The 13,388-nt window shown below is 59.4% G+C and carries 14 protein-coding genes and 1 pseudogene; 12 read left to right on the plus strand and 3 right to left on the minus strand.

Annotated features, from left to right (window positions below; genetic code table 11):
• The first annotated feature begins 76 nt into the window (after positions 1-76).
• Both IC66_RS0125905 and IC66_RS0125910 read left to right on the plus strand, forming a co-directional pair.
• Positions 77-1,051 carry a GDP-L-fucose synthase family protein gene (locus IC66_RS0125905; protein WP_038949607.1) on the plus strand — a complete coding sequence of 325 codons (975 nt, stop codon included), beginning with the start codon at positions 77-79 and terminating at the stop codon, positions 1,049-1,051.
• Positions 1,052-1,114: 63 nt separating this feature from the next.
• Complete coding sequence (locus IC66_RS0125910) at positions 1,115-2,422, plus strand: WcaI family glycosyltransferase (protein WP_038949608.1); 1,308 nt, start codon at positions 1,115-1,117, stop codon at positions 2,420-2,422.
• 91 nt (positions 2,423-2,513) lie between these two features.
• On the opposite strand, the gene gmd is transcribed toward IC66_RS0125910, so the two are convergent.
• Positions 2,514-3,605: a GDP-mannose 4,6-dehydratase gene (gmd, locus tag IC66_RS0125915; protein ID WP_038949609.1), complete on the minus strand. Its 1,092-nt coding sequence runs from the start codon at positions 3,603-3,605 to the stop codon at positions 2,514-2,516.
• A 267-nt stretch (positions 3,606-3,872) separates the two neighbouring features.
• A complete protein-coding gene (locus IC66_RS43655; protein ID WP_083859343.1) occupies positions 3,873-4,439 on the minus strand; it encodes a transglutaminase-like cysteine peptidase in 567 nt (188 codons plus the stop codon).
• A 390-nt stretch (positions 4,440-4,829) separates the two neighbouring features.
• On the opposite strand from IC66_RS43655, the gene IC66_RS49265 reads away from it, so the two are divergent.
• From IC66_RS49265 to IC66_RS46470, 4 genes are all read left to right on the plus strand, one after another.
• On the plus strand, positions 4,830-4,973 hold the full coding sequence (locus IC66_RS49265) for an H-NS family nucleoid-associated regulatory protein (protein WP_376708912.1): 144 nt from the start codon (positions 4,830-4,832) through the stop codon (positions 4,971-4,973).
• A gap of 584 nt (positions 4,974-5,557) precedes the next feature.
• Complete coding sequence (locus IC66_RS0125925) at positions 5,558-6,541, plus strand: ABC transporter substrate-binding protein (protein WP_038949611.1); 984 nt, start codon at positions 5,558-5,560, stop codon at positions 6,539-6,541.
• Positions 6,542-6,867: 326 nt separating this feature from the next.
• Positions 6,868-7,059, plus strand: coding sequence for a hypothetical protein (locus IC66_RS43665; protein ID WP_028142347.1), 192 nt, complete (start codon positions 6,868-6,870; stop codon positions 7,057-7,059).
• A 189-nt stretch (positions 7,060-7,248) separates the two neighbouring features.
• On the plus strand, positions 7,249-7,545 hold the full coding sequence (locus IC66_RS46470) for a hypothetical protein (protein ID WP_143279304.1): 297 nt from the start codon (positions 7,249-7,251) through the stop codon (positions 7,543-7,545).
• A gap of 295 nt (positions 7,546-7,840) precedes the next feature.
• On the opposite strand, the pseudogene IC66_RS0125930 reads toward IC66_RS46470, so the two are convergent.
• A pseudogene (locus tag IC66_RS0125930) lies at positions 7,841-8,820 on the minus strand (LysR family transcriptional regulator).
• Positions 8,821-8,922: 102 nt separating this feature from the next.
• On the opposite strand from IC66_RS0125930, the gene IC66_RS0125935 reads away from it, so the two are divergent.
• The 6 genes from IC66_RS0125935 to IC66_RS0125960 all read left to right on the plus strand — a co-directional run.
• Positions 8,923-9,867, plus strand: a complete 945-nt coding sequence (locus IC66_RS0125935) for a ketopantoate reductase family protein (protein WP_028142349.1) — start codon at positions 8,923-8,925, stop codon at positions 9,865-9,867.
• A gap of 4 nt (positions 9,868-9,871) precedes the next feature.
• Positions 9,872-10,258 carry a VOC family protein gene (locus IC66_RS0125940; RefSeq protein WP_028142350.1) on the plus strand — a complete coding sequence of 129 codons (387 nt, stop codon included), beginning with the start codon at positions 9,872-9,874 and terminating at the stop codon, positions 10,256-10,258.
• A gap of 12 nt (positions 10,259-10,270) precedes the next feature.
• Positions 10,271-10,741: a MaoC family dehydratase gene (locus IC66_RS0125945; protein WP_038949613.1), complete on the plus strand. Its 471-nt coding sequence runs from the start codon at positions 10,271-10,273 to the stop codon at positions 10,739-10,741.
• Positions 10,738-11,964 (plus strand): CaiB/BaiF CoA transferase family protein, encoded by a 1,227-nt coding sequence (locus IC66_RS0125950; protein ID WP_038949614.1) that lies wholly within the window; start codon positions 10,738-10,740, stop codon positions 11,962-11,964. The genes IC66_RS0125945 and IC66_RS0125950 overlap by 4 nt, the downstream gene beginning before the upstream one ends.
• 3 nt (positions 11,965-11,967) lie before the next feature.
• Positions 11,968-12,795, plus strand: coding sequence for a shikimate dehydrogenase (gene aroE / locus IC66_RS0125955; RefSeq protein ID WP_038949615.1), 828 nt, complete (start codon positions 11,968-11,970; stop codon positions 12,793-12,795).
• A gap of 6 nt (positions 12,796-12,801) precedes the next feature.
• Positions 12,802-13,388: shikimate dehydrogenase (locus IC66_RS0125960; RefSeq protein WP_038949616.1), on the plus strand; the 587-nt coding region annotated here is incomplete at its 3' end.

The raw sequence follows: 13,388 nt of genomic DNA on the forward strand, positions 1-13,388 counted from the left end.
GTGATTGCGTAATGCGGCGGTAGCCGGATCTCACGGAAGTGACGATCCGGCAAATCTAACGCCGGTAGAGGATACGATGACAGGGGTTTCAACCTACGATCTCACGGGCAAACGTGTCTTTGTCGCGGGTCACCGCGGCATGGTCGGATCGGCTGTCGTCCGAAGGCTCGCGTCAGAGAATTGCACCGTGCTGGTCGCCGACCGGCGTGAGCTTGATCTGACCAAGGAAGAGCCCACGCTGAAATGGCTCGAGGCCAATCGTCCTGAGGTCGTCGTTCACGCGGCGGCAAAGGTCGGCGGCATCGCAGCCAACAATAATTTCCCGGTCGACTTTCTCTGCGACAACCTTGCGCTGGAATTGAGCGTGATCCGTGCAAGTCACGCGGTTGGTGTGCGGCGCCTGCTGTTCCTCGGCTCGTCGTGCATCTATCCAAAGCACGCCAAGCAGCCGATCGCCGAAAGCGAATTGTTGACCGGGCCGCTCGAGCCGACCAACGAGTGGTATGCGATCGCCAAGATTGCCGGCCTCAAGATGTGCCAGGCGTATCGTCGGCAATATGGCGACGATTTCATCTCGGTAATGCCGACCAATCTCTACGGCCGCGGCGACAATTATCATCCCGATCATAGTCACGTCCCGGCCGCGTTGATCCGGCGCTTCCATGAAGCCAAGCTGGCCAATGCAACCAGCGTCTCGGTGTGGGGCACCGGCACACCGCTCCGCGAATTCCTCAACGTCGACGATTTTGCCGATGCCTGCGTCTTCCTTCTGAAGAACTATTCAAGCGATCTTCCGATCAACGTCGGCAGCGGCGACGAATTGTCGATCGCCGATTTTGCGAGGACAGTCGCGGAGGTCGTGGGCTATCAGGGCGAGCTCGCGTTCGATACGTCAAAGCCTGACGGCACGCCACGCAAGCTGCTCGATAGCTCGAGAATTCGAGGGCTTGGCTGGCGACCGAATGTCGCTCTGCGGGCCGGTCTCGCGGCCGCCTACGCAGACTTTTTAAAGGGCTCTGGACGTCATCTGGAAGTCAGCGCGACGCGCTGAGAAAAACTACGTAAGACTACAAGAAACTTTTTTATTCTGAACTTTTGATTTGGGCGGGGCTTTATGCGTGTTCTCTTGGTCGGCATCAACTATGCCCCCGATCTGATCGGTGTGGCAAAATACAACGCTGAGCTCTGCGAAAGCTTGGCCGCCGAAGGTCATGAAGTCAGGGTCATTACGGCACCGCCCTATTATCCAGCCTGGAAGATTCCTCCGGCGTTCAAGTCGTCGTACTTCAGGTCGAGAGATATTCACGGCGTTCGCGTGACACGTACGCCGATTTATGTGCCCGGACATCCCTCGGGCGCCAAGCGGCTGGTTCATCACGCTTCATTCGCGCTTACGAGCGGGGCGCCGGTCCTCGTTGAGGCGCTATCCTGGCGCCCCGACGTTATGATCGCCGTCGCACCATCATTAATGTCGGCTGCCTTCGTCTCATTCGTCGCTCGTTGCGTCGGCGCCAAATCATGGCTTCATGTGCAGGACTTCGAGGTGGACGCGGCATTTGATCTCGGTCTGCTACGCAATCCTAACTTGCGAAAATGGATGCTTCGAGCCGAAGCGGCGATCCTCAAATCGTTCGACCATGTTTCAACCATCTCTCAAGCGATGGTGGACCGGTTGAGAATCAAGGGGTTGAGTCCTGACAAGACAGCCGAGGTGAGAAACTGGATTGACACCAACGCGATCTGCCCGGGTTCGCGAATGACCAAATACCGTCAGCAGCTGAAGCTGGGCGCGGGCGATATCGTTGCGCTCTACTCCGGAACAATGTCGAACAAGCAAGGCCTTGAACTCGTGATCGAGGCTGCGATCGGTTTGGAGGAGAGCCATCCTCATATCCACTTCATCCTTGCAGGCGAGGGGCCACATAAAATGAGGCTGGAGCAGCTTGCTGCCGGACGTCGCAATGTCCATTTTCTCGGGCTTCAGCCCAACGAAAGTTTCAATCAATTGATGGCCACGGCCGATTTTCATCTGATCCCGCAGAAAGCCGAGGCCGCCGATCTGGTGTTGCCCTCCAAGCTTGGCGCGATCTTCGCGTCGGCTCGGCCGGTCATTGCGATGGCTGAAGAAGGCACGGGCCTCGCGGCGGAAGTCACGGATGCGGGCCTGGTGATTCCACCCGGAGATTCGTCCGCGCTTGAGCTTGCAATTTGCCAGCTCAGCGAGGCGCCGGCTCTTCGTGAGCATTACGGCGAAGAAGGAAGAAGGCGCGCGCTTGATCGTTGGGATCGGCGCGCAATTGTGCACCGGTGGTCGGAGGCCATGGCAGGGCAGGGCAGTGCGACAGGGCAGAAGAATGTCGACTCGAAGAACGCTGCCGGCGACATTGGGCTTCCCGTGGAGGATGCCGTTCGGTCACCTTAAAGCATCTGATCTCAATTCGTTGTCGTCCAAAAAAATGAGCGCCGCGATGGGCGCTCATTGGCTTCTTGCCTTGCTGGCCGATCTGCCAGGACTACTCGTGGCGCGGGAAATACCTAAAGCCGTGCTGCTTAATCAGCTCATCGCGTTTTGCCGATTCGATATCTTCCTTCATCATCTCGCGAACGAGGCTCTCGAATGAGGTCTGGGGCTGCCAGCCGAGTCTTTCTTTCGCCTTGGATGGATCGCCAAGCAAAGTGGCGACCTCTGTTGGGCGGAAATAGCGCGGGTCGACCGACACCACGCATTTTCCGTTTGCAACATTGTAACCCTTCTCGTCGACGCCGGCCCCCTCCCATCGGATCTGCATGCCGACTTCGCTCGCCGCCACGTTAACGAAATCTCGAACCGAATGTTGAACACCGGTCGCGATGACGAAATCTTCCGGCTTTTCTTGTTGCAACATAAGCCACTGCATCTCGACATAGTCGCGCGCGTGTCCCCAATCGCGCAATGCATCGAGATTGCCGAGATACAACCGCTCTTGCAGGCCCAGATGGATCCGGGCCAATGCCCGCGTGATTTTTCGGGTGACGAAAGTCTCACCCCGGACGGGAGATTCGTGATTGAAGAGAATGCCGTTGCAGGCATACATCCCGTAAGCTTCACGGTAATTGACCGTGATCCAGTAAGCATAGAGCTTGGCGACGGCGTACGGCGACCGCGGGTAGAAAGGAGTGGTCTCCTTTTGCGGGATTTCCTGGACCAGACCGTACAGTTCCGATGTCGATGCCTGGTAAAATCGGGTCGTCTTTTCCAGTCCAACGATCCGCATGGCCTCGAGAATTCGAAGTGTGCCCAGGCCGTCGGAGTTCGCAGTATATTCCGGCTCCTCGAATGAAACGGCCACGTGACTTTGCGCCGCGAGATTGTAGATCTCGTCGGGCTGCACCTGGCCAACGATCCGGATCAGGCTCGAGGAGTCCGTCAGATCGCCATAATGAAGCCGAAAGGGCGGGTCAGGCTCGTGCGGATCGAGATACAGATGATCGATGCGATCAGTGTTAAACAGCGAGGTCCGGCGCTTGATGCCGTGGACCTCGTATCCCTTCTGCAAAAGAAGTTCGGCCAAATAGGCGCCGTCCTGCCCAGTGACGCCGGTAATCAAAGCTCGTTTCTTTGTCATATCAGTCCCAAAGATGGAAATTGGTGCTTACACGAAATTGGCCTGGTTAGGGAGGGCGAAATGGAGCGAAAATCAAGCTTAGATTAACAGCGTTTGGCTCCAGCCGGCGCGCCAATGATCTCCTCCGAGTACGTGCGAGGCGCAGTGCCATTCAAGGTGTCCGTCTCTCGTTTGACCGTAGTCAGGCGAGAGGCCTCCAAGCCGCGGAAAAAACCAGATCGGATCTTATGACCATATGAGGCTTGGCCCGGTTGATCAGAAGGCCAGCTAGAAGGTCGCGACTTCCCGTGTCCACCGTTGTGGATCCGTTCCCGACTCCGCGCGCAGGATAGTGAACCGATCCAAAGCATCCACAAGCGGCGTGACCACTGGACTCAAATTATCGAGTACGAGGACTGCTCTTCCCTCGCGCACGAGCAGCACAAGATGGTGCTCTCCAGTCGCTCGGACGACGACCTCGGCGAGAAGGAGGGCCGAGCTGGGCCAGCCGGCTCGCAGCAGCAGATGCCGCTTGGTGACGGCGTAATCGCCGCAATTGCCCTCGTCAGGGAATATCTGCCATTGCGCGTCACGTCGGCTTGCGGGCGGATCCTTCGGCGCTATGCCGAAGTTCACCGTTGAATTGATCTGGGCGAGTTCTCGCCAACGCTGAATTGAGGAACGGAAATCTCGGACCCTGCGGTCGTCGTGACGCTGGCAGTCGTCGGGATATTGAACGCAGAATTGCGAGAATGACAGTGGTGGCGTCACCGCTTGGGATTCGTAGTTTGAATAGGCGGGCCGGCCGCAAACGCAATACATTATGGCCAGCATGCGGACCGCATGCCTGATCATCAAAACTTCGCCTGGCATTCCTGATTGCTAGGCGAAGTATATTGCGATGCGGTGGAAGCGCTACGATAATTGTGAGGCAATCGATGCACAATCGTGGAGCAGCGTGCGCGCGCTTGATCTGAACGAGGTGAAGGCGGCCAGGGTATAGGAGTCTGTGGCCTGGAACACCTGCAAGATTTGGAGGTGTCTGCTCCCGCTCTGTCGTATGAAGCTGCTTGCGGAATGAAGCTAGGGTCCGTGCAAGACCTCGTCCGGATGTCCTCTTCGCCGGAACGTGACGTAAATCTTGGTGCAAAAAGCACAGTTGGAGGAACGGCTCCACAGGATTGGGCTAGCCGAGGCCACAAGGTTCGAGCGTAATCGCCGTCCATACCCGCCCGTTCGTCCCAAATACCGAAATCCGAAGAACCCGTCGGAGAATGGTGCGGTCGCGGCAGGCTACCGCGGTGGCTCCAACCGCAGCTCCGAGGCGGTCGGCAGTTAGACGATTTCCTCATCGAGCGGGCTTCGGTTCAAAAGCGCGAGACAAATTGAGCGGTGGGTCGCGATCGCGTCGGAAACGCGAAATACTGATCTGCCCACCTGATCAAGGTAAGCAGTTCAAAGCCCCGGCGTCGCCCGGGGCTTTTTGTTATCAGGTGGTGAGCAAGCTCCCCAGGGGAGCCAGCAATTCCGCGTCGGGGCCTTCAGCGGTACCCGTGAGCGGGCAAACGAGCGATAGGATGGAGGCCGGCGGAAGGCCTGACGATGTCAGTTTTTGGCCCGAAGCTGCCCCGGCTGAGCGCGGACCAAGGGTCCGCTTCAAGGGGAGAACGGACAGTTGCCGGCCTAGCTTCGTTCGTCCACCTGTGACCCTGAGCAGACCTCAGCTCCTTATAATTTCGGGGACGTCTCCTCGCGTCCCATTCGCGAATGACGCCGCGCGCTCTTCGGCCTGCGCTCAGCGAGGCGGCGCGGACTAGATATGCTGACGTTGAGTTTCTTCGCATTTGGATCCAAAGCCGGTCGGGCTCCGGCCCATTGCGATGCGGTATTTCTCGGCGCGACAATCTGTATCGCGCGCGACGAACAGCTGACCTATACTCACTTAGCCGCCTTACGACCTTGAGGGCCTGCCCATGAAGTGGCGAGGATTGATTGCACTTTTCGGCGTCGCGGCAATTGTCTTCCCTTGCGCGGCATACGCGCAAAAGGGCGCACTTCCAACAATTGGCTATCTTGGCTTCGACTCAGCCGACAAAAGTAAGGAGTTGCTCGACGCCTTTCGGGATGGTCTCCGCACCAAGGGCCTTGTAGAAGGCCAGAACGTCACCATCGAGTATCGCTTCGCGGATGGAAAGTATGATCGCTTTCCGGAATTGATCGCAGATCTGATTCAGGATCGCGTTCGAGTGATCGTCGCTGCCACTGGTACAAACGGAGTCTTGGCGACAACGAAAGCGACTAAGACGATTCCGATCGTGTTTGCAATTGCCATGGACCCGGTACTTCTTGGCGTTGTTTCCAGTTTGAACAGGCCGGGAGGAAACGCGACTGGCGTGAGCATGTACACTCCGCAACTGACCGCCAAGCGACTTGAGTTATTGGCAGAGTTGACACCGGGAGGCGGAACAATCGCTACGCTGGTAAATCCAACGAATCCAAACGCGAATGTAGTGGTATCGGATGCCGAAGCTGCGGCCAAGTCGCTTGGCCGAAAAATTCACGTCCTGGAGGCGAGCACCGATGAGCAAATTTATGCTGCCTTCGGCGAAATCAGAAACCGGAAGCATGCCGCGCTTCTTGTCAGTCCAGATGCATTCTATATTGCACGCCGAGAGCAACTCGCAGTGTTGTGCGAGCAGTATCGGATCCCCGCGACTTATGAATGGTCAATTTTCGTCAAATCCGGCGGACTTATGAGTTATTCGCCCCGCATCACCGATGTTCAGCGTCAGCTTGCCGACTATACAGCAAAAATTCTGAGCGGCGCTCGACCCGCCGACCTTCCGATTGAACAGCCGACTAGATTCGAGTTGGCGATCAATATCAAAACAGCAAAGAACATCGGCCTTACTATCCCGCCCTATCTCCTCGCTCGCGCCGACGAAGTGATCGAGTGACGCATGCCTCTGCTCCTAGCCCTGAGGCGAAGACCGCGGTTCAGCCCGGCATGTCAGCAGTTAAGGCACCCCCGGACGTGCCGAGAACGCGACTAGATCGACACGATTGACCCAGGGCGGGCATACTGTTTGTAACTTCGATGTCGGCGTTGCGCTGTTTAGGGAACGTGGACCGCGGCTCGACTGAGGTTTACGCCATGGAGGCGCACCTAGCTTCAACGGAACTGGAACAATGTCCGGGCGATCTGATTGGGAAATTGTTGCGGCTGATGAGATAGACAAGGAAGTATTCCTGGACAAGCGTGTTTATCAGTGAGGAACAGCAAATGGATGACGAACGAAAAGCATCAAAGGCGGAGGAACGGGCCGCTGAAGGCTTGCGCGAGGCAACTGTTAAGGAAGAAGCGAAGAGCGAGAGCAAGACGGGGCACGATCTAGCCAAGGGCGCTGATCGCTTCGAAGAACGCTCTAAAAGCTCCGATGGAAAAAGCGCAGAAGAAAAACAAAAGGGTAAATGAAAGAGCAGACCTGACGCGGCGTTTCCGAGCGGGCCTCCGCAATGACCCTGGGGGCCTTTACTCACGAGGGCTACATCCGCCCTCGCTAACTTCTCGTTCTCTTATTTGGGCTTGAGAATGAGGCGATCCGGGCGTGAAGCGCGCCTGGCGTGCAGCTAACTCGCGGCCCCGGCAGCATCGAGCCGGTTCATGGATAAATCGGAGCTTGCCGGATACACGCCGCCGACGACGTGGCGATTGAAGAAGATCAGCGCGCCCGGCTTGTGGCGGGGAAATCCAGGACAAAAGCCCGCTTCCGTACCCGGCGAGGTTGCAATTGAAGGCGGGCGCCGTTCTGAACAGCTCGCTGACCTATTGTTCTCCCTGGGGACGAATATCGCACGATATTCAGAACAACCGTTGATTTTGCTCAGACTCCTGCCTGATTTTGATTCCGCCATTCGGAGGTTCGATCCCTCCCGCCCCAGCCAGATCTCAAGCTGTTGAGTTCATTCGGTAAGCAGTTGCACTTTGGGCGCGTTTGGAAACACAGATTCTAAGGCTCGGTCCAGAATCGAACTAAACGGCGTAGCCAGGCTGGCTTATCTCCGAGGCTTCCATCCCAACATATACCGCGGAAGCTGCTCGGGCAGGTCTGTTTTGCCCTCATCGTAGAATAGGGTGCTATGGCGAACGAAGCGGACAACCGGTCGAGATGCGCATGTGCGGAATTGCAGCCGTGCCGCAGTCGGCCCAGCCGGCGGCCCCAGGGGGGCGGTCGTTGCCCCGCTACCGGGGACCATTACGACTGCAAATCGCGTGGTCTTCGTTTCCTTGGCGGACCGGAACGATAAAGACCCCGCACTTTCTGCTGTTGAAAAAGCTCCCCGCATACGTCACGCAACCATTGGCTTGCCGGGTCGTGATGGAAGCGGGCGTGCCAATATTGCTTCACCGTAAAGCCGGCGATCGCCAGCGGGCAGTCGAGCACGCTCAGTCCGTAATAATGAGCCAACGTTTCGCCAATGTGCCTTGGGAGGGTAGCGATCAGGTCAGTCGTGCCGATGATCGCGGGTAGCCCCAAAAAGCCGGGTAGCTCAAGCACGACATCAAGGACTATCCGCTGCTCCCGTAGCGCGTCCGCGAGCAACTGATGTCCGGTGCCGGAGCGAATGAGGACGTGTGCCTCCCGCCTGAAATCCTTTGCGGTGATGCGCTTGCGGATCCGGGCATGTCTTGCGTTTGCCAGGCAGACCCAATCCTGCGGAAAGAGTGCCTGTTGGAAGTGCCCCGCGTCGAGGTCCGAGATGTAGCCGAGCGCCAGATCGGCCTCGCCAGACTGCAGCATTCGTGGGGTATCGCCGCCGATCTGCGCCGCCTCAATGCGGATGCCCGGCGCAACGCGACGAACGTGAGCGAGGATGGCCGGAAGCAGCGTGATGTGGCTCCATCCGTCATGCAGATGACGAAGCGGCGCTTGGCAGTCGCCGGATCAAAGTCGGAGCGAAGCTCCGCCAGACGACGCAGCATCTCCAACGCTTGTCTGGCCGCGCCGATGAGAGCCTCGGCGCGCGGAGTCGGCAACATTCCCTGTGCTGAGCGGATGAAGAGTGGATCGTCCAGTTCCTTTCGCAGGCGTGCCAGCCAGATCGAAATGGTCGGCTGACTCTGACCGAGTTTCTCGGCTGCCTTGGTGACACTGCCCGTGGTGAACAATGCATCGAAGAGCCTGAGCAGGCGAGGCTCCAGCAGTTTCGTCTCGGGGTGATCCTGAGGTTTCATTGCAAATGACAATAATGCATATAAGAATCATAGCATATCTTAATGTCAACCAGCCTGCTACCACGCGACCAACGCCGAGAATGGCGCTGGGGGAAGCGTTCGATGAGGATCTGCTTTATCGGAGCGGGGGCCTTAGGCTCGACCATCGGCGGCACGCTGGCGCGTGGGGGAGCCGAGGTCTGGCTAATTGATCCGTTCCAGGCCCATGTTGACACAATCAACGCCCGCGGGCTTCGCATGCGCGAAGGTAGCGCCGAGACCGTCGTGACGGTCACCGCCTGCACGTCCGCGGCCCAGGTCGGCGTCAAGGCTGACCTCGTCATCGTCCTCGTCAAATCCTACCACACGAGTGAGGCCATCCGGGCGGCCGCGCAGATCATCGGGCCGCACACGGTCGTGATGTCGCTTCAAAATGGTCTTGGCCACGAGGACATCCTGTCGGAGGAAGTTGGTCGTGACCGGGTCATGGCGGGCAAGACCTACGTTGGTGGCGTGCTGCTCGGCCCCGGTCACGTTCGCTCCGGGGTCATCGGCAAGGAAACCATCATCGGCGAGCTTGATGGACGCTTGACGGAACGCGCACGGCGAATTTCCGAGACGTTCAACCGCGCCGGCATCCTCACACTGCTCAGCGACAACATCCTGGGCACGATGTGGGACAAGCTGTTCATCAACGTTGCCGGAGGAGGAATTACTGCCATTACCGGCCTGACCTATGGCGGTCTCTATTCGCTGCCGATCCTGGAAGATTGCGCGCTGGCCGCGATCTCAGAGGGCATCGCGGTCGCGCGGGCGGCTGGCGTGAAGATCTCGATCACCGACCCGCGGCGCGCTTGGACAATGGCATCCGCTGGTCTACCGCCCGAGTTCAAGACGTCGATGTTGCAAAGTTTGCAGTCCGGCAACTTGACTGAGATCGACTACATCCACGGGTCCGTCGTGCGCTGGGGCGCCAGGCTCAACGTCCCGACCCCCGTCAATTCCACCCTTGTCGCGCTGGTCAAGGGCATCGAATACGCCCGCAGCGACTATCCTGGAAGGTCCTAAGACGATGTCGCTGCCCCGTGCCTACATCGAACACGTCGCCATCCGTGTGCCGGACGTTGATCGTCACGTTGGTTTCTTTCGTGAGGTGCTTGGTCTTCCCATTCGCGACGAGCAACCCGCCGATGGTGCCCGCCCGCGTCAGGTATGGGTGCTCGGAAGCGTGCAACTCATCGAGGATCCGAACTTCGTCGGACCGGAGGGGCGCCTCGCCCATCTCGGGATCATGGTCGACGACTACGAAGGTGTGCTCGCCCGTGCCGCCGCCTGGGGCGCCAAGGCGCTGCCTACGGGACCGAACTGGCTCGAACTGCCGGGCGGGCTGAACGTCGAAATCTTGCAAGCCAGTGCAGGCGCTGTGGAAGCGGCCCTGGCGATCAATCCACGGGCCTAAGGAACAGGCGACATGACCGATGAGCGCTACTGGGACGATGCCAAGGTCGGCGACGAATGCGTCACTCCCTCAGTGACGGTTACCGAAATGATGGTGAATGCCTACGCAGAACTGACGGGCGACTTCACGCCTGTTCATGTCGACGAGGAATACGCCAAGACCACACCATTCGGTACGCGCGTCGCGCACGGGCTGTTTGGTCTGTCGCTGGCCGACGGTTTGAAGACCCGTGCCGACTACCGCTTCCTTCCCGGAATGTCGCTGGGCTGGACGTGGGATTTCAAGCTGCCGATCAAGCTCGGAGATACCGTGCATGTGAAGTTCCGCGTTGGATCAATGCGCGCCACGAAGCGGGAAGGGTGGGGCATCGTGGTGCTGCCCTCGGAGCTGATCAACCAGCGCGGCGAAGTGGTGCAGCTAGGCGAGCACCGGCTGATGATTCCCATGCGATCGAAGACTAGCGTCGCGGGAGAGCGGGCATGACCGCGCAGGATCTGCCGCTCAAGGGCATTCGCGTCATCGACTACAGCCATTTCCTGGCAGGCCCGTTCATGGGCCGTTGCCTTGCCGCGATGGGCGCCGAGGTCATCAAGGTGGAGCGTCCGACGGCAGGCGATGCGGGCCGCGCCCATGGCTATTTCAAGGACGGACAGTCCGGCTACTTCCTGCAGCAGAACATGGGCAAGCAGGGAGTGTGCATCGACCTGCGCGATAAGCGCGGTCTTGACATGATGATGAAGCTGGTCGACACGGCCGACGTCTTCATCGAGAACTACCGCCCCGGCGCGCTCGATCGACTCGGGCTCGGCTACAAGGCGCTGTCGGCGCGCAATCCCGGGCTGATCTACTGCTCGGTCTCCGCCTATGGCCACACCGGTCCCTATGCCGACCGTCCGGGCTTCGGCCTGATCGCAGAGGCGATGTCGGGCGCTTTGGCGCAGCTGGGCTGCCCCGGCGAAGCGCCGCCGCTGCTGCGGATGCCACTCGCCGACATGTATACCGGCATTCACGGTGTGGCTGCCATCAATGCCGCGCTGGTCGGCCGCGCGTCGTCCGGGCGCGGTCAACACATCGATCTGGCGCTGTACGACTGCATGGTCTCGATGCACGACTATGCAGTGCAGCGCTACTTCCTCTCCGGCGGTACCGATCTGCCGAAGCAGACTGGAAGCGGACAGCCAGACTCGACCGTCTACGGCGTCTTTCCGGCAAGGGACGGCAATCTTGTCATCGCCGCGCAAGTTGATGATGCGTGGCGACGACTGGCGAGCCTGATCGGAGGAGACGCGCTGGCATCCGACGAACGCTTCACCACGCCTGCTGCGCGCAACGCCCACTATACTGAAGCTATGGAGATTGTGCGCACCTGGACGCTGTCGCAGCCCTCTCGGGACGCCTGTCTTGCGGCACTCGACGAAGCAGGCGTGCCGTCCGCTCCCGTGCAGACCATCGAAGAGGTCGTGAAGGATCCGCAGATCCACGCGCGCGGCATGCTGGTCGAGCAGGAACATCCTGTGCTCGGCAAGGTGACGTTACCGAACTTGCCCTTCCGCTTCTCCAACTGCGACACCACGGTGCGAATTCCGGCGCCGCTGCTCGGCCAGGACAATCGCCGCATTGCAGAGTCGCTGGGACTTTCGGCCGAGCTCGTCGAGGCGATGGTGCGTGACGGGGTCCTCTACAACGAACTCGCAGTGCAGGAGTGAGCGATGAGCGACCGTTATGCGGTGATCGGCAACCCGATCGGCTTCAGCAAATCACCTCACATCCATGGCACTTTCGCCAGAATGACAGGACAGGACCTTGTCTATGAGGCGATCGAGGGTCCCCTCAATGGCTTCAGCGGGCGGGTTGATCAATTCCGGACCGAGGGCGCCAAGGGACTGAACATCACTGCCCCGTTCAAGCTCGATGCCTTCGCCTACGCAAACGAGCTTTCAGAGAACGCCGACCGAGCTGGCGCCGTAAACTGCCTGAAGTTCGACGGCCATCGGATCATTGGCGAGAATTTTGACGGGATCGGCCTTGTGCGCGACATCACCATCAATCTCGGTGTCAAAATGGCCGGCCAGCGAGTCCTGATGCTCGGTGCCGGGGGCGCGGCGCGTGGCGCGCTGCTGCCGTTCCTGCGCCAGGAGCCGTCCGAGCTGGTTCTCGTCAATCGTTCCTTATCGAAGGCTGTGGCATTGGCCGAAGAGTTTGCCGGTTGTGGTCCCCTGATCGTCAGCGGCTATGCTGAACTGGCCGATCTTGCCGAGGGTTATGACGTCGTGGTTAACGCGACATCGGCCAGCCTGCGAGGTGAGATGCCGCCACTTCCCGGCAATGTCTTCCGCGGTGCGAAGTTGGCGTACGAACTTGCCTACGGCAAGGGATTGACTCCCTTTCTGCAAGCGGCCCGCGCCGAAGGCGTAGCCAAGCTCGCCGACGGCGTCGGCATGCTGGTGGAGCAGGCGGCAGAAGCTTTTGCCTGGTGGCGCGGCGTTCGACCGAGCACGGCTCAGGTCATCGCCGAGCTGACCCTACCATTGCGCTGACGGGCTATGCCGAGCATTCAACCCAAACCCAGCTTCCTCGTCGGCCTGATCGGCAGCGGCATTGCTGCGTCCCGCACGCCGCCCATGCACGAAGCGGCCGCTGACGCCGCTGGCATCCGCTATCTCTACAGGAAGATCGATCTGGTCGAGTTGAAGCTCGGTGCGGAGGCATTGCCGGAATTGCTCACGGCCGCGAGGCGGATGGGCTTTGACGGGCTGAACGTGACCCATCCCTGCAAGCAGGCGATCATTCCGCTGTTGGAAGAGCTTTCGCCTGACGCGCAGGCGCTTGGTGCCGTGAACACCGTGGTTATCAGGAACGGTCGAATGATCGGCCACAACACCGACTGGTTCGGCTTCGCCGAGAACTTTCGCCGCAACATGCAAGGCGCGTCGCTCGGTCGTGTCGTCCAATTCGGCGCCGGCGGCGCAGGCGCGGCAGTCGCTTTTGCGCTGATGAAACTCGGCGTGCAGGAGTTGATCATTGTCGACTTGGACCTGGCCAAGGCGCAGAGTGTGGTCGACGGCTTGTCCCCCCGATTTGCAGAGGGGCGCTTGAAGGCCGGCCAGGATGTTGCAGCGGCCGTGGCTGC

The organism is Bradyrhizobium genomosp. III, assembly GCF_000261705.1.
Taxonomy (GTDB): Bacteria; Pseudomonadota; Alphaproteobacteria; order Rhizobiales; family Xanthobacteraceae; genus Bradyrhizobium; species Bradyrhizobium ottawaense.

Coding starts and splice junctions, on each gene's coding strand:
- IC66_RS0125910 (WP_038949608.1), top strand. CDS start 1,115: ATGCGTGTTCTCTTGGTCGGCATCAACTATGCCCCCGATCTGATCGGT.
- IC66_RS0125905 (WP_038949607.1), top strand. CDS start 77: ATGACAGGGGTTTCAACCTACGATCTCACGGGCAAACGTGTCTTTGTC.
- IC66_RS0125945 (WP_038949613.1), top strand. CDS start 10,271: ATGACCGATGAGCGCTACTGGGACGATGCCAAGGTCGGCGACGAATGC.
- IC66_RS43655 (WP_083859343.1), bottom strand. CDS start 4,439: ATGATCAGGCATGCGGTCCGCATGCTGGCCATAATGTATTGCGTTTGC.
- IC66_RS0125935 (WP_028142349.1), top strand. CDS start 8,923: ATGAGGATCTGCTTTATCGGAGCGGGGGCCTTAGGCTCGACCATCGGC.
- aroE (WP_038949615.1), top strand. CDS start 11,968: ATGAGCGACCGTTATGCGGTGATCGGCAACCCGATCGGCTTCAGCAAA.
- IC66_RS46470 (WP_143279304.1), top strand. CDS start 7,249: ATGGATAAATCGGAGCTTGCCGGATACACGCCGCCGACGACGTGGCGA.
- gmd (WP_038949609.1), bottom strand. CDS start 3,605: ATGACAAAGAAACGAGCTTTGATTACCGGCGTCACTGGGCAGGACGGC.
- IC66_RS0125940 (WP_028142350.1), top strand. CDS start 9,872: ATGTCGCTGCCCCGTGCCTACATCGAACACGTCGCCATCCGTGTGCCG.
- IC66_RS43665 (WP_028142347.1), top strand. CDS start 6,868: ATGGATGACGAACGAAAAGCATCAAAGGCGGAGGAACGGGCCGCTGAA.
- IC66_RS0125950 (WP_038949614.1), top strand. CDS start 10,738: ATGACCGCGCAGGATCTGCCGCTCAAGGGCATTCGCGTCATCGACTAC.
- IC66_RS0125925 (WP_038949611.1), top strand. CDS start 5,558: ATGAAGTGGCGAGGATTGATTGCACTTTTCGGCGTCGCGGCAATTGTC.